We start from the raw sequence: 15,761 nt of genomic DNA on the forward strand, positions 1-15,761 counted from the left end.
AAACAATATTACAGCAGTAGCCGTAAACACCTTATTTATTAGCAATTAACCTCAATTTAAATGATAAAGTTGATATTAATGCAGACAAATCAATGAAGAATATATGTGTGATATAAAATTAACACTTCAAAACGAAGATAAAGATTTATTAATGACCATCACGCCTGTTAAAGGACAGCCAAAAGCTAACTTAAAAAAACTACAAACAACATTCAAATTATCTACATATTCTACTTTTTTACTGATTGACGGGGCGATGGAGTTACTACTAGCAGAAGTGGCTAAAAGTGATGAGAGTGATGAATCAAAAACGACGACAGGTATAAGTTCAATCATAGCAAATGCTGTTGATGCGAATTTAAAGGTCACATTGGGGCCTGAAAATATGTCAGCTACATTAGAATTTACCGCAGCTTATGGTGGTAAAGCCATTGAAAATACTGATGTTATTAATGTATTAAAAGAAAACAATATAACCAAGGGTATCATTAAAGAAAACATCATCAATATTGTAAAAGAGGGGCAGTTACTTCAAGGAGGTAAAAGTATATCTACCGAAATAGCAAAAGGTAAAATGAGCAGAAATGGAAAGGATGGTTACGTAAAATATTTAGTCGATAACCCCGCAGAGCAAATTATGTGTCCTAAGAAGCTCGAAAATGGCAATGTAGATATGCGTGAATTAGGTAATTTAATTCATGTAAAAGCAGGTAAAAAATTAGCTAAGCTAATACCACCAACCGATGGTGTTAAAGGCTTTGATGTAACCGGAGCGGCTATAGATGCAGTATCAGGTGAAACATGTTTTTTAGAGGAGTCTGAAGGTTCGTCTTTTTTAGATGAAAACAACAACATTCTTGTTGCTGCTATTGATGGTATGCCCAAGTATTTAGATAATAGTGTCGCTGTGCATAAGTTACTGGAAATTGAAAATATAGATGTTGGCACCGGAAACATTCGTTTTGATGGCTCTATTTATGTGCAAGGCAATGTTTGTGAAGGTATGCAATTATCCGCAACTGAAGACATCGTCATTGGTGGGTTAGTTGAAACCGCTTCAATTTCTGCAGGCGGCAATATATCGATTGCACTGGGCATTATTGGTCGACAAATATCAGACAAAAATGAGTTAAAGAACAGTACAATGATCAAAGCAGATGGAGATATTAGCGCGCAGTTTGCACAATATGTCGATTTTTTTTGTAAAAAAGATATTAACATTACACAATATATTTCTCATAGCCACATTACAGTTGAAGGTGATTTATGGGTGGGTAATATCACTAATGATAAAGCGGATGGAAAGTTGTTTGGTAGCCGTGTACTCACAGGAGGTTCCGTTCATATAGGCACTCTTGGTTCAGCTTGTGGCGCAATGACCTATTTAAATTTCAATTATTGGCCCAAAATTGTCGAAGAATTAAAAATAAGTGCAGATGAAGCAAACTATAAAATAATTAGGCGCTTACCTAGAATATATAAATTATTACAAAAGGCTAACGACCTAGATAACGAGAATACTAAACAGATAAATCGTATTACCCATGCATTAAAGCAGCACTTATACTTGTTAGGTAAACTCAATAAAGAATGGCTAGAAAAAGCGAATAATATCAATGAGCATTTAGCGATTTTTGAGCTAACAGCATATCAATCAATACTTTCAGGTGTAAATATTGAAGTCGCCACTAAAAACTATGCTTTTAAGCGTGACCATGAAGCCACACAGATAAAGTGGCTTGAAAATAAAATCAGTATAGAGCCAATAGTTAATTAATTGAAATAACTTAAATGAATTAACCTTCGAACACCATACTGATTCACTAGAGAAACCTTAGATTTTTAAATATTTATCCGTGTATAATCCCAGAACATTAATGACTCAGCAATAAATCACCGGGGTCACCACAGACATTGCTCAAATTAATGAACAGCACAGCCATCACTTTATAAGTTCTGCATACGCTTTTTTAATCTCTCTAAATCAATCGCGTTTGAGCGTACTGTAAGTTTAATGTGACTATACTCATAGTCTTCCTTGGTAACACTCATGCTCGATCGAATTTCACCTATGATACCTTTAGCGGTATAAGGAATAATAATCTCATCTTCAATCATATCGTCCTGCGCTGCGTTAACAATATATTTATGCAGCTTAGTGATATCAAGAGGATTTCGAGTAGAGGTGATCATAGCATCAGGAAACTCTTCCATCAGTGCTTGTTGTTGCTCAATACTAAGTTGATCAGATTTGTTGAGTACCAGTAATTTCTTACTGTCTTCAACACCGACTTCTGCCAGCACTTCGTGCACGACATCGAGTTGTGAACGAAAGGAAGCATCCGAAGCATCAACCACATATAAGAGTAACGAAGCATCATGAGCTTCGGCTAAGGTTGAATGGAATGAGGCAACCAAATCGTGCGGCAACTTTTTAATAAATCCAACCGTGTCTGACACTAATATCCGTGGTTGTGTGGCTGGGTATAGTGCACGAACTGTGGTATCAAGTGTTGCAAAAAGTTTGTTTTCGCCAACAACATCACTACCGGTAATCGCTCGCATCATTGATGATTTACCCGCATTAGTATATCCCACCAATGCCACACAAAAAAGCTCAGAACGTTGAGTACGTCGGCCTTTCATTTCATGTTGAACACTGACCAATTCGCGTTTAAGGTCGGCTAATTGGTCGCGTACTGCTCGGCGGTTAAGTTCAAGTGTTGTTTCACCTGCACCTTTACCCATCTGACGTTCTTTATCACCACATGATGTTTCACGAAGTCGTGGTGCTACATAATTAAGACGAGCAATTTCAACTTGTAGTTTTGCTGTTTTAGTACGCGCATGACGACTAAATATTTCAATAATAATACCGGTGCGATCAAACACCTCTACGCCTAACTGATTTTCGACGTTACGCAGTTGAGATGGACTTAAGTCACAATCGAAGACCACGACATCTGCACAACCAAAAGGCAGGTTTTCTGATGGGATATCTGAAGGCACAGCAGAAATGTCAGTTTCATCGAGTAAATCATCAGCGTCATCTAAGCCTTCAACGACACCCTGGTTACCCGTAAGGTGAGCTATTTCAGCTAATTTCCCCAAGCCCAGTACATTAACTTTCTTAGTCGAACTCTGCTTTTGAGATTGAGTGCCAACCACTTTGAAGCCAAGTGTTGTCACTAAGCGCGCAAGCTCTGCAAGTGATTCTGTTGCTTCATCACCTTTAAAGTGCGGTGTGCAAATAGAAATAAGTAAAGCGTTAGTAAGTGATGCTTTTGCTGTTAGTTGCATAATTATTTATGTTAGTGCACCTGAAGTGCAAACCTAAGTTTTTATCTAAAGTAGTGTTATCCTACGCTGTTATAGCTAAGCTTTATAGGGCAATGGCAGACTAAATAGCGAGTTTATTTTAGTTGATAAGAAATCACTGAATGATGTCGGTAGCAGATCCCGCGATTAAGAGAATAAACGCGGCTTAGTATGATGCACGCGATTATGATTCACCGCCAACTAAAAGCCTAAAACTTGCTGTTATTTATTAATAAAAGATTAATAATATCAACAGATTTAAATTACCTTATTTACTATTATTTAACTACACTCTTAATCAATGAACAATTAGTTGTGGTGTTATATTCATGTCAAAAATATTAAGCGGCCTACTTTTTACCTATCTACTTTTATTCTCAACGGTGTCAACGGCGCAGCAAGTCATAAAAGTGGGTGTTGGTAACTTTCCTCCTTATTTTATTGAAAAAGGCACACAAGGCTTATTTGTTGAAATCATTGATGAAATATTCAAAAAGCTGCCACAATATAAAGTGCAATACATCCCCATGAGTAATAACCGGATCTTACATGAAATTAACTATGGTAAGTCAATTGATGTTGCTTCTAATATTTTTCCCAGTTCAAAAGTAAAAGCCTACTTATCAGAGCCAGTGTTTCGCTTTAGAGATGTAGCAGTTTCGAAAAAGTCAGCTCAGTTAATTATTAATAATATAAGTGACTTGCAAGGAAAGTCTATTGCCGCATACCAAGGAGCTACAGAGCTGCTTGGTGAACAATTTAAGAATATAGCAAAAGAAAATACAAAATATTCAGAGCATGCCCACCCTAAAGAGACCACTCAACTGATGCTTTCTGGAGAAAAGGTGATTAGAGTCGGTGATATCAACGTATTTTGGTATGATTTAAATAATAAATATTATAGTGATGAAGCGAGCATAGCCCGTAACAATTTTACCATACATTATTTATGGCCCTTTACCTACTCGAATATGGCTTTTAAAGACAAGTCACTAAAAGATGCGGTAAATAAAGTGATCAAAGAATTAAAACAAAATGGCTCAATAGAAAAAATTTATGCAAGCCATGAAATGCAAAAGTAAGTTGCAGGGACTTATGATGACTCAATAACAATGCTTTATATTACGCAATAGAGACAAGGTAGAGTATCTTATATTTCAACTCAATTGCTGTAATCAAGTGCCCGTAAGCAATTTTGCTTTAAGCCTGTTAACACTTTTTATCTATTACCTATTACCTATTATCAGTTAAAGTCCACCCATAATAAATAAGACGAATAGTAACAGGTTACAGAAAACGCAATACCGTTATTTAACATCACCACACTGCCGCTTAGCGTTATATAATCATAATGAGCGTGCTTTGTAGTACTTCTTTTACGATAACTAATTTATTAGAGGTCAATAACTCTTTCATGGGTAAAGGTGCACTTGGGTCTGTTATCGCTTACCAGCCATCATCCCAAGGTACCGTAACGGCTGCTACTATTATCGTGAACATTAATGACACTAAAAAAACAGCCTTAAAATTAAATAGTGATTTTCAATTAATTATTCGTTAACTTAGTTAGTTGATGCGCTAAAATTAAAAAGGTTACAACTTTTTTGAAAAAACAATCTTCCGCTACTTTAAGCCAAGATATCGATAAAGAAGATGAACTAGTTGAGGGGCTGATCAATAATAATGCTTTCGCTTACGAGGCATTAGTACGTCAATACAGCGCAAAAATGTATACCCTTGCATGGCGCTTTTTTCCCACCGATGACGATGCACAAGAGTGTTTACAAAAAGCCTTCATTCAAGTTTTTAACAATATCACCTCTTTTAAAAAAAATTCAAACCTGTCGACTTGGCTGCACCGTATTACGGTAAATGAAGCGCTAATGATGCTTCGACAAAGAAAAAGGCAAAACACTACCTCAATAGAAACATTTTATCAGCAATACAATGACTATGGAGAGCGTACGCAATTTGCCGATAATTTAGGCCATAGCTTAAACGATAACCTAAATAATAATATTGAAATGCTATTTGAAAAAGGTGAAGCAAAATTATCGCTTAATAATATTATTTACCAACTTCCTGAGAAATATTGTAACGTTTTACTGCTTAGAGACATCCAAGAACTAAGTACCAAAGAAACGGCTGAAATTTTAGCAATATCTGAAGCTTCAGTGAAAACTCAATTACACCGAGCTAGGTTACTTTTAAAAACTATTTTAGAACAGGAAGACATAAAGAACGCAGAAAAAAATTGGAAGGTAAACTGATATGTTAATGATTAAGCGATTAATAGCCCAGCACATGCCAGGTATGTTGACCTGCGAAGAGGTTGACAATTTTCTATATGATTTTCATGGCGGTAATTTATCTTACATTGAAAGCTTTAAATTTAAACTGCACTTAAGTATGTGCCCAGAATGCAGAGATTACTTAGAGGGCTATAAAAATGCCATTCGTCTTTCTCAAACAGGGTTTATTAAAGCTGAGCAGAGCCCAGAGGTCCCAGAAGATCTTATACAAGCTATCTTAAAGAGTCGAACGTCTAAATAGTTCATTTTATTAATTTTACTATTGGAAATTTAAAAAAGAATGATCATCAGTCAATTAGAAATTATTGAACAAGGTCAGTTGTATCTTAATACTGTCTCTAAAAAAAATTATACACAAATCGTTCAACCTAACTTTATCAGTTCTGCAGGCACCCATATGCGGCATATTATTGATCATTATTTAGCGATAATGTCAGGTATTGAAAATAAGTTGATTAACTATGATCTTAGGATGCGTGGTGGCCAAATAGAGTTATCTCCTGAACTTGCTATCGCTAAATTAAATGAAATAGCTAATTGGATTCAAGGCATGTCCGAAGACAAGCTCAATCAAGTGATAACATTAGCGACAGAAGTATCGGTAACCAATAAAAATATACAAAAACTACAAACCTCTGTTGCTAGAGAATTAGTTTTTGTCGGTAGCCATGCTGTTCATCACTATGCGATGATTGCTCAGATAACTTTTGCTCAAAAAAATGCGCTACAAGCAACCGAATTACCCCAAGATTTTGGCTTGGCGCCTGCTACAGCAACTTTTTTAAGACAGTGTAATGAACAATCTACTGATGCTAAAAGTAAAAATAAACTTTTATCTGTGATTAATTAAATGTGCACGTTAACGTATTTACTCAATGATAATGGTTATGAGTTATTTTTCAATCGTGATGAACAACGTTCTCGCTTGTTAGCTATTCCCCCTAAATATTATCCAATAAGTGGCGCCATTTATCCCGTAGACCCTGTTGGTGCGGGTACATGGATAGCTGTCAGCAAAAAAGGCTTATCGCTCGCTTTATTAAATAATTATCAAGCACCGGCTAATAATCACGATAACGTGATCAGTCGTGGACAACTTATTCTTTCTTTGCTGCAAAACCAAACGAGTGTTATTGAGCAATTAGAAACTATGGATCTAAAGGTTTTCCAACCTTTTCAACTGTGCATTTTCCCTGAAGATTTATCGATTAAAAAACCAAAAATTCACTGCGTAAAGTGGAATGGTAAGCAACTGATTGAGGTAAGCGTTGATGGTAAGGCTGACTTACCGATAACATCATCAAGTCTTGATTTTATTGACGTGCGCCAAAAGAGAGAAGATCGCTTTGAACAGTCTGTTAATGGTAAAGAATTATTATCAAAGCAACACAAAGATTTTCATTTTTCGACAGAAAAAGACGGTAAATATGCGGTTAATATGCAAAGAGAAGATGCGAGAACAGTCAGTATATCTCACTTATCAATAAAAACTTGTCTCGCTAAAGAAAGTGAAATTTGTTTTGAGTACTTTGATAATGTTGTACAAAAATCTCACACAGTTTTGTCTCCAAAAGAAGAGAGCATTGAATTCGCTTAATATTTATTATTCTCAAATGGCACTTAACTCACCACTTTTAGCATAATTTATATACGCGGTTTTAGATGAACCTAAATAAAGTTTTAATAGCTTGTCAGGTGCAGCTGGTAAATTAACACTAAGCAACAAGCCTGGCGTGTCATTGAAATTAACATCTATGCCCGTGCAATGAAATTTAGCCCCTAACTTATAATATTGTTTCAATAATACCGGGACATCTTTACCGTCTTCTTCGATGCCCATCACTAATGCCGACAACTGATTTAAAGAGACAGGTGCTGCGCTAATAAAATCTTTTACTTCTGGATGAAGTTGCCCGGCAAAGGATTTTTTAGCGCTAACGCCCTCTTTATCTGTCACCATAATTTCATCAATTAAGGCAACTGAGCGAGGATCATATAGTTTGCTTAATGATACCGTGCCATACAATGTTCGGTAATGTGGGTTTTGACAGACAAAAGCGCCAATGCCTTTCCATAATAACAGTAAGCCATGAAAACTGTTTTGGTGCGCAGCAATGATAAATGAGCGGCCCATTTCTAAACAAGGTTGTTGTTGATTAATAAACTCAGGCGCAAAATCAAACATTTGCGCAAGATAAAGTTTTGATACATCGCCATTTTTTTGTAAAAGGTCGGTCTGTCCTATTCGATAGGCACCAATAATCTCTTCATTTTTATGATCAAAAATAAATAAATGCATGTACGTTGCATCAAATTTATCGGTATCGCACGCTTCACCACTCCCTTCATCTAAAGTTCTAAACGTTATTTCCCGTAATCGAGTAATTTCTTCTACACAATGTGGAATTTGTTGTTGATAACCATAATAGACAGAGAATGACTTAAAATCTAATAAGTGTTGTATTTCAGGCAGTTGAGCAAGCTCTTTTTTCATTACTTTTTTATCCACCATAGGAATAACCGCTTCAAATGATGTTCTTTGCTCATGCTCAAGCCAAGGGCTAAAATAGTTATCATCGTTTAAATAGCATTGTAAGCGGACAAAATCATTCATTCTTTTAGTACCATTAAATTCATTAAGTTGCTTTATGGTGAGCAGATTATTGGTTTTTAAAGCGATGTTATGTGCTTGTAATTTAAACATTTCATGCGCTAACATTAGTAGTCGAAAACGATAATAAACTCTCCCCATATTATGAAAAAGTTTGCTATTAGCACCTGATATAAAAACAGGTAAGATAGGCGAGTCGGTTTTTGTGGCAAGCTTAATTGCGAGTCGATTCCAATCAGCATCGGCAATTCGTTGTTTATCCGCTTGAAAAAAAGAAACACGCCCTGCTGGAAATATGACCAACAAGCCATCTTTTTCGAGATGTCGAAAACATTGTTTTATTGCCAAGCCATTGATCAAAGCTTTAGGCTTTAATGGATTAGCAAAGATAAAGTAATCTTTAATTTCTTTAAATATTGTTAAGCCGACGTTTGCCATGACCTTAGTATCAGCACGAACCTCGGTTAATAAATACGCAATAATAACCCCTTCAATCATGCCATAAGGATGGTTACAGACAATAATACAACGGCCACGTTGCGGTATTTTTGCCAAAACACCATTAATACCAGAAACCTGAACACCTAAACCATTGAGTAATTTTTGTGAAAATTCTTGTTTGTTTAATCCAGATAATTCACAAGACTCATAAACCCTGCGCAGTTTACTTATCCCTAATAACTTATCCCAAAAAGGCCCGGTAATTTTAAGCATTGTGCCCAGCAATGTATTAGGCGCCATAGCCGCAAGGCGTAAATCTGAATAAGGTTTTTCTAGTGGTTCATTGTTCATAAAGTCTTCAGTTATAAGGAAATGATTATATTAACGCGATCGAAGGGCTTCCCCGTTAACTTTTGATACTATTTTAGATGTTACACGCAAGATAAAGGTTACAAATTTCACTAAAAAATTAAAGTACTTATAATGTTTTATCACACAAAGGCTGAATTTATCAATAAGAGCTATAACACACTTGGATTAGCCTATGATCCCGCCCCCTCGACAAAGGAATATAGTCTTTAGGTGTATTATTGGTATTTATAACTTAAGCATCTGATAAGGTTTAGTTAACTATAGTCATTATCTCGCATATTGTTGTTAAATAAATTTCATAAAAACGAGCTTTTTACTTAATTTTAACTAAGATTATAAAACAACTAATAATGCTGACACGCTATGTTGTTAATGAGGGAATATGAAATATGGGCTATTTGGACAAAGCGTTAATGAAAGACGAAATAACTGCGGGTATTCTAACATTAAATGCTAACTACATATTAGTAGCAGTAAACACTGAATACTTACTGATGACAGGGCTTGATAAGACCGACTTACTCGGTTATTCAATTGATAAAATACACAAGTTTTCTGCAGATAAAGTTCAGCAAAATAACAGTAACCCTGACTTTGGTCACTTCAGCTCAACTTTACAGCAAAAAGATAACAGACAGCTTCCTGTAGACGTTTGTTTTTTTTCTTTAACAAAAAATAACGAAGAACAAACATTACTCTTTTTTAAAGCAACTAATTATAACGATATTACTAAATCTAATATTTCTATTATTGAACAAATTTTTAACCACTCCAATGAAGCGATTGTAGTGACTGATAATCAAGGTTATATACAAATAGTCAATAAAGGTTTTTCTCATATAACCGGTTATACGCAAGAAGAAGTTTGGGGAAAAACCCCAGCTATCCTAAGCTCTGGAAAACAAGATAAATATTTTTATAAACAATTTTGGCAAAAGCTTATTAATGAAGGGGGTTGGCAAGGCGAAATTTGGAATAAAAGAAAAAATGGTGAAATTTACCCTGAGTGGTTAAATATAAGCAGTATCAAAGACAGTAACGGTCACATTTCTAATTATATTTGTCAGTTTACCGATATTACCAGTCGAAAAAAATCTGAAGAAGAAGTTCACTTTCATGCCTATCACGACACATTAACTAACTTACCTAATCGACATCTATTATTTGAAAAACTTGAACATTTATCTGAACTTCATCGTGAAACCCCCACTTACTTTGCTGTGCTTTTTTGTGATCTAGACAGGTTTAAATCTATTAATGATTCTCTAGGACACGAAGTAGGAGATGAGTTATTAAAGAGTGTCGCAAATAGGCTTAATGCTAAATTACGTGACAATGACATTATAGCAAGAAGTGGTGGTGATGAATTTATAGTTGTTGTTGAGGGAGAAAAGTCACTAAGAAATTTAGATAAAATTTGTGAACAAATATTATCCCTTTTTGAAAAACCTTTTAAGACCAAATTTGGTGAGTTTAAAACAACGATAAGTATTGGTGTAAGTACATTTCCTTTAGATTCACTTGATGTTAAAGAGCTTATTTCATTTGCTGATGTTGCTATGATGAAAGTAAAAAAGTCAGGAGGAAATTATTATTCATTATTTGATACTAAAGAAAAAGAGTTAATTAAACGTAGGATGGAACTTGATAGAGAAATTTATCAAGCAATTGAAAATAAACAGTTTGAAGTCTGGTATCAACCACAAATAAATGCTGATAATGGTGAAGTTTATGGCATCGAATGCTTACTTAGATGGATTCACCCTGAGCAGGGGATTATATCACCCGCCCTTTTTATTCCAATAGCAGAAGCAAACGGAGCTATTAAAGAGCTAGGCCACTTTGTCTTAAAAAGCGCATGCCGGCAATTACGAGTGTGGAGAATTAATAATTTGTTTACTGGGGTTATGGCGATTAATATCTCATTGCGACAGTTTGATCGCAATGATCTTTTTGCTCAGGTACAAAAAGTATTAACAGAGGAGATGATCCCTGGTAATGCTATTGAACTTGAGGTCACTGAATCTCTTTTTTCTGAAGATAATAATCATCACACTGCTATTTTGGTGGCTTTGAGAGAATTAGGAGTCAAAATCGCAATTGATGATTTTGGTACTGGCTATTCTTCGTTACAACGCTTAAAAAGTTTACCTATTGATAATGTAAAAATTGATAAATGCTTTGTTGATAATATTGTAAATTGTCCAGAAGACAGAGCAATAGTAATGGCATTAATTTTGCTATCGAAAACCTTCAACGTTAGCCTCATTGCTGAAGGTATAGAAACGCAAGAACAAGCAGATAAGTTGTGTGAGTTAGGCTGTAGCAACCATCAGGGTTTTCTTTATAGTAAACCGCTAAGTGCGAGTGATTTTGAAAAGTGGTTGTTAGCATTCAAACAAAAAAATCAACATAACGCTCAACACAAAGAAAATGGCTAATGAAATCATTTAACTTACCGAATCATCCTGACACTGAAGATCATATAAGAAAGCACGCTGAGCTAAGAAATAAATTTCATTTACTAGAAGAAAAACTCACACATTATAATATCGATATACATCATAAAATAGCGATATTTCTTTATAGCTGGCTAGCTAAACATATTTTAAAATCTGACATGGAGTATAAGTCTTTTGCACTATCGATAGATGAAGGAAGTTTTATAAAGTGATATACGCTAAACAAGGTCGATATGACGTCCCTTTCGCCATAAAACAACTTTATTAATGAACCTTCCTTAACGATGAGGCAGCGTTGGAGGGCGACTAATTAAAGCGTTCATCTTATTTTAGTCGCGCTATATTTAATGGCCCTTTTTATCTAGCGCCTATAAAGTTATTGAACAAGCCAAGATTGTTCAATAATAATTTCTTCATTTTTATATATTTTAGCGGTAAATAACTGACCCGAATTTATAATGCCCACACCTTTAGGCGTGCCAGTCATAATAATATCTCCATCTTCAAGGGTTAAGAAACTTTGTATATCTGTGATTAACATTTCAGGTTTGTTGATCATCAGTGGGTAATTAGCGAATTGTATAAGAAGGTTATCTATAAATAACTCCATTTTATAACTTTTATAATCGCCATCACAGTTGGCAAAGTTGCTAAATACGGCCGATTTATCAAAAGCTTTAGCTCGCTCCCAAGGTAGACCTTTTGATTTAAGCACATTTTGAAGCTTTCTTTTTGTCAGATCTAAGCCAAAGCCTATACCAGAAATTTTATTGTTCTTAATAATAAAACTGATCTCACCTTCATAGTGTATTTCATCAGATTGATGGCTTTCTATCTCATTAGAAATGGCGGAGTTAGGCTTAATAAAAACTACCGGCTCTGCTGGAATTTCATTGTTTAGCTCTTCAATATGCTCGACATAATTTCGGCCAATGCAGACAACCTTTGAAGGGATAAAGTCGAGACCATCATGCTTAACACTGTTCATTTATGTTGTTCCTTTGTCTTAATAGGTTAACTTAATTTTTATTAATATCAGTTAGCGGGGCCATCGGCTAATGAATAGCTAAGTAAAACACCCTAGCATCAAAATCGTAACATAGGATAACTTAATCATTTATCGATATCGTAGATAAATATAATTTAATAAATATTTAGAGAAATTAGCAAAGAATATTGTAGCTAGATTAGCCAAATCTGATAAATCAGGGGGATTGATTGAAGTGAAGTGAAGTAAAAGTAGCGATTTAGTCGAAGCTTAGTGGTTATATCGCTAAGATTCGACTTAAATCATTGCCTCAACTCATGGTGTTGAATTGAGGGTTTATCTTGTTATTAAGCTTGGTATATCCATTCTAAAAAACATTTAGAATCGGTGTTATTGCCAAACTTGATTAACTTAGTACCATTTTGATCGTTAACAACAACATTGTGTTTGTTAACTGAAATGAAATTAATAGGTGATTTAATTGAATAAATCGTTCCTTTATATGTATAAGACATAATAAAACTCTTTAATTTGCGCTGCTGCGCATTAATAATAAAAGCCATATTACTGTGTGAAAACGTTTAGATATTTATAAATATCTGATCAAGAAATAATGGATCTTGATAACCTCAGACAACAATTTAGGCTTAGTAATTTGAGTGATGACTGACTGTGAAAGGGAAAGACATAACATTGATTATCACAAGTACTAATCACAAGTGACAATAGGTTAAATAAACGAGAGGGGGATAATTAACAGAACAACTATAAACAGCTTAAACGTGAAAGTAAACATTTTTTTTAATTATTATCTATTTATTATTGTTTAGCCTCTATTCCTTACTATTTTAAAAAGTAGAGGCTGTTATACGACTAAAATCTATCGCTTATTTGATGGTACTTAACTGCTGGTATAAATCGATAAACTTTACACGTTTGCGATAACCTTCAAAAAAGTATTTATGAAAGATAGTCCCTGCAGGGTCAATAATCACAACACCAGGATAAGGAATGCCATAATTATCATCGCCCATTTGGTAATCTTTATTAAGAATACCATAGGCTTTTACCGTCGCCGCCGCTTGATCTGACAACAAAGGATAGGTTAATTGATGCGCCTTAGAGAAACCGTTTAAGATGTCAGTACTGTCATAAGAAATAGCAGCAACACCGTAACCTAACGCTTTAAATTTATCAGCATATTCATTGAATTCAATTAAGTGGCGTTTACAAAAGGGACACCAGTCAGCTGAACGAAAAAATAAGATGATCAATCCTTTTTCAGCGGTTAAGTCCGCAATGTTAACCACTGATTTTGTTGCATCTGTTACCGTTAAAGCCGGTGCTTTGTCACCCACTTTAGGCCCAACGTTTATTGAAGTCTGCTTGGCAAAAGCGCTGTTAATAAAAAGCATCGAGAAAAGCAAAGTGACAATGACCGGTATATATTTTTTGTTATCAACCATAATTTTTATAAACTCTTATATGAAGTAAATGTTTGTACTAAAACTATAGACCGTGCATCTGCATTATTTACTTCATCTAGTTGTTATTAATTTACCAGAGATAATTACTGTAGTTTTGGCGCAACGCGATGTTGAGTCGCTTGTTCATAACCAAAAGCAGCTTCAATCAAGATACCTTCTTGTAACTTGCCGGAAAACATTGATAAGCCAACAGGTAAGCCATGTACATAGCCCATGGGTAGCGTAATATGAGGGTAACCTGATATTGCCGCAGCAGAAGATGCAGCACCTAAATAATGGTCGCCATTAACCCAATCAATTTTCCACGCGGGCCCTGTGGTTGGGGCAATAATCATATCAAGATTGTGCTTTTCAAGTAACGCATCGATGCCTGCTTGTTGTGTTAAACGTTTCGCTTTTGCGAGTGCATCAAGATAAACTTTATCAGTAATGTCCCCTTTAGCTTGTGCCATCAAAAATATTTCTTGTCCAAAATATTTCATTTCAATATCAGCATTTATTTTATTGAATTCAATCATTTCACTGAGTGATTTTGGCATGCCTGGTGCTGTTTTTGAAAGATACTTATTAAGCTCGTCTTTAAATTCATAAAGCAGCACTTCAAATTCAGCATCGCCCCACTGATCTTTGTTTTCAAAATTAACGTCGTCTACGATCACTGCACCTTGGCTTTTAAGGTCTTGTACTGCCTGACTAAAAACATTGTCTAGCCCTTGATGATAACCCATTAGATTTCGAGCAATACCGATACGCTTACCTTTAAGACCATCAAGCTTTAAATGTGAGAGGTAATCTATCGTTGAAGACATTACATCTTGATCACTTGGGTCTGCTTTTACCATTGCCGCTAACAAAATAACCGCATCGGTTACATTTCTCGCCATAGGGCCCGCTGTATCTTGACTATGGGCAATGGGGATAATACCGTCGCGACTAACGGTGCCTAAGGTTGGTTTTATTCCAACAACCCCATTAATTGCCGCAGGACAAGTCACTGAACCATCAGTTTCAGTACCTATTGTTACCGTAGCGAAGTGAGCCGCAGCAGCAATACCAGAACCTGAACTAGAGCCACAAGGACTAGTTGTTATATCGTAAGGGTTTTTACTTTGTCCATATAAACCGCTCCAACCACTTGATGAAGCGGTTGAGCGAAAGTTTGCCCATTCACTTAGATTGGTTTTTCCTAAGATAATCGCGCCAGCTTCTTTGAGTTGTTTAACCAAAAAAGCATCATCATCTGGAAAGTTATTGGCTAAAGCAGTTGAGCCTGCTGTGTTTGCCATACCATCAGTAGTATCTATATTGTCTTTAAGCAGAATAGGAATACCATGCAAGCTGCCTTTAAAGCCACTTTTAAGGAAATAAAGGTCAAGTGCTTTAGCTTGCTTGAGGGCATTTTTATTTAATTGCACCACTGAATTTAGCGTCATTCCTTTGTCATCATATGTCGCAATGCGTTTTAAATAGAATTGCACCAATTGTTCGCTGGTTAATTGTTTACTTTGCATTTGCTGATGAATGTCGTTAATGGTGGTATTTTCATTAATATCGGCACGAACATTAAAAGCCATTACCGAGCAAAAAAATAATAAAGCTAACGGTTGAAAAATTTTCATCTTAATTCCTAAAATATAACGTTGCGCATTTTATAATTTAAATTGGGGGTACTTGTCTATAGATGGCTAATAATTAAACGAAAAGAATCTTTAATTGCTGTTATTAAATCGATACAAAAACGATAAGTTGTTTAATACTTATCGTTTTATA

14 protein-coding genes are annotated in these 15,761 nt (G+C 35.3%); 8 read left to right on the forward strand and 6 right to left on the reverse strand.

What is annotated here, in order from left to right; translation table 11 throughout:
- The first annotated feature begins 103 nt into the window (after window positions 1-103).
- Complete coding sequence (locus H4J62_RS09185; RefSeq protein WP_182214091.1) at window positions 104-1,777, forward strand: DUF342 domain-containing protein; 1,674 nt, start codon at window positions 104-106, stop codon at window positions 1,775-1,777.
- 170 nt (window positions 1,778-1,947) lie between these two features.
- Here H4J62_RS09185 and hflX read toward each other — a convergent pair whose 3' ends face one another.
- Entirely contained in the window at window positions 1,948-3,300 is a 1,353-nt protein-coding gene (hflX, locus tag H4J62_RS09190; RefSeq protein ID WP_070374388.1) for a GTPase HflX, read from the reverse strand.
- Window positions 3,301-3,647: 347 nt separating this feature from the next.
- On the opposite strand from hflX, the gene H4J62_RS09195 reads away from it, so the two are divergent.
- The 6 genes from H4J62_RS09195 (at window position 3,648) to H4J62_RS09220 (ending at window position 7,227) form a co-directional block, all read left to right on the forward strand.
- Window positions 3,648-4,400 carry an ABC transporter substrate-binding protein gene (locus H4J62_RS09195; RefSeq protein ID WP_182214093.1) on the forward strand — a complete coding sequence of 251 codons (753 nt, stop codon included), beginning with the start codon at window positions 3,648-3,650 and terminating at the stop codon, window positions 4,398-4,400.
- A gap of 332 nt (window positions 4,401-4,732) precedes the next feature.
- Window positions 4,733-4,879, forward strand: a complete 147-nt coding sequence (locus H4J62_RS09200) for a hypothetical protein (protein ID WP_157470823.1) — start codon at window positions 4,733-4,735, stop codon at window positions 4,877-4,879.
- Window positions 4,880-4,922: 43 nt separating this feature from the next.
- On the forward strand, window positions 4,923-5,588 hold the full coding sequence (locus tag H4J62_RS09205; RefSeq protein ID WP_182214095.1) for a sigma-70 family RNA polymerase sigma factor: 666 nt from the start codon (window positions 4,923-4,925) through the stop codon (window positions 5,586-5,588).
- Window position 5,589: 1 nt separating this feature from the next.
- Entirely contained in the window at window positions 5,590-5,871 is a 282-nt protein-coding gene (locus H4J62_RS09210) for an anti-sigma factor (RefSeq protein ID WP_070374390.1), read from the forward strand.
- Between the two features lie 39 nt (window positions 5,872-5,910).
- Window positions 5,911-6,480 (forward strand): hypothetical protein, encoded by a 570-nt coding sequence (locus tag H4J62_RS09215; protein ID WP_182214097.1) that lies wholly within the window; start codon window positions 5,911-5,913, stop codon window positions 6,478-6,480.
- Window positions 6,481-7,227, forward strand: a complete 747-nt coding sequence (locus H4J62_RS09220) for an NRDE family protein (RefSeq protein ID WP_182214099.1) — start codon at window positions 6,481-6,483, stop codon at window positions 7,225-7,227. It begins immediately after the preceding gene.
- Window positions 7,228-7,239: 12 nt separating this feature from the next.
- Here H4J62_RS09220 and H4J62_RS09225 read toward each other — a convergent pair whose 3' ends face one another.
- A complete protein-coding gene (locus tag H4J62_RS09225) occupies window positions 7,240-9,033 on the reverse strand; it encodes a lysophospholipid acyltransferase family protein (protein ID WP_182214100.1) in 1,794 nt (597 codons plus the stop codon).
- A gap of 410 nt (window positions 9,034-9,443) precedes the next feature.
- Here H4J62_RS09225 and H4J62_RS09230 point away from each other — a divergent pair, with 410 nt between their 5' ends.
- On the forward strand, window positions 9,444-11,495 hold the full coding sequence (locus H4J62_RS09230; protein WP_182214102.1) for an EAL domain-containing protein: 2,052 nt from the start codon (window positions 9,444-9,446) through the stop codon (window positions 11,493-11,495).
- Between the two features lie 397 nt (window positions 11,496-11,892).
- Here the strand turns inward: H4J62_RS09230 and H4J62_RS09235 are convergent, their stop codons facing one another.
- From H4J62_RS09235 to H4J62_RS09250, 4 genes are all read right to left on the reverse strand, one after another.
- Complete coding sequence (locus tag H4J62_RS09235) at window positions 11,893-12,504, reverse strand: fumarylacetoacetate hydrolase family protein (RefSeq protein ID WP_182214104.1); 612 nt, start codon at window positions 12,502-12,504, stop codon at window positions 11,893-11,895.
- A 347-nt stretch (window positions 12,505-12,851) separates the two neighbouring features.
- Complete coding sequence (locus H4J62_RS09240; protein WP_182231334.1) at window positions 12,852-13,019, reverse strand: hypothetical protein; 168 nt, start codon at window positions 13,017-13,019, stop codon at window positions 12,852-12,854.
- A 372-nt stretch (window positions 13,020-13,391) separates the two neighbouring features.
- On the reverse strand, window positions 13,392-13,970 hold the full coding sequence (locus H4J62_RS09245; RefSeq protein WP_259364631.1) for a peroxiredoxin family protein: 579 nt from the start codon (window positions 13,968-13,970) through the stop codon (window positions 13,392-13,394).
- Between the two features lie 104 nt (window positions 13,971-14,074).
- Window positions 14,075-15,610, reverse strand: a complete 1,536-nt coding sequence (locus H4J62_RS09250; protein WP_220470057.1) for an amidase — start codon at window positions 15,608-15,610, stop codon at window positions 14,075-14,077.
- Window positions 15,611-15,761 lie beyond the last annotated feature (151 nt).

Origin of the sequence: Colwellia sp. BRX8-5, from assembly GCF_014077325.1 — a bacterium.
Lineage (GTDB): Bacteria > Pseudomonadota > Gammaproteobacteria > Enterobacterales > Alteromonadaceae > Colwellia_A.

Bases quoted from the DNA above. Each gene is read 5' to 3' on its own strand.
- H4J62_RS09185 (WP_182214091.1), top strand. From the start codon at position 104: ATGTGTGATATAAAATTAACACTTCAAAACGAAGATAAAGATTTATTA.
- hflX (WP_070374388.1), bottom strand. From the start codon at position 3,300: ATGCAACTAACAGCAAAAGCATCACTTACTAACGCTTTACTTATTTCT.
- H4J62_RS09195 (WP_182214093.1), top strand. From the start codon at position 3,648: ATGTCAAAAATATTAAGCGGCCTACTTTTTACCTATCTACTTTTATTC.
- H4J62_RS09200 (WP_157470823.1), top strand. From the start codon at position 4,733: ATGGGTAAAGGTGCACTTGGGTCTGTTATCGCTTACCAGCCATCATCC.
- H4J62_RS09210 (WP_070374390.1), top strand. From the start codon at position 5,590: ATGTTAATGATTAAGCGATTAATAGCCCAGCACATGCCAGGTATGTTG.
- H4J62_RS09215 (WP_182214097.1), top strand. From the start codon at position 5,911: ATGATCATCAGTCAATTAGAAATTATTGAACAAGGTCAGTTGTATCTT.
- H4J62_RS09220 (WP_182214099.1), top strand. From the start codon at position 6,481: ATGTGCACGTTAACGTATTTACTCAATGATAATGGTTATGAGTTATTT.
- H4J62_RS09225 (WP_182214100.1), bottom strand. From the start codon at position 9,033: ATGAACAATGAACCACTAGAAAAACCTTATTCAGATTTACGCCTTGCG.
- H4J62_RS09230 (WP_182214102.1), top strand. From the start codon at position 9,444: ATGGGCTATTTGGACAAAGCGTTAATGAAAGACGAAATAACTGCGGGT.
- H4J62_RS09235 (WP_182214104.1), bottom strand. From the start codon at position 12,504: ATGAACAGTGTTAAGCATGATGGTCTCGACTTTATCCCTTCAAAGGTT.
- H4J62_RS09240 (WP_182231334.1), bottom strand. From the start codon at position 13,019: ATGTCTTATACATATAAAGGAACGATTTATTCAATTAAATCACCTATT.
- H4J62_RS09245 (WP_259364631.1), bottom strand. From the start codon at position 13,970: ATGGTTGATAACAAAAAATATATACCGGTCATTGTCACTTTGCTTTTC.
- H4J62_RS09250 (WP_220470057.1), bottom strand. From the start codon at position 15,610: ATGAAAATTTTTCAACCGTTAGCTTTATTATTTTTTTGCTCGGTAATG.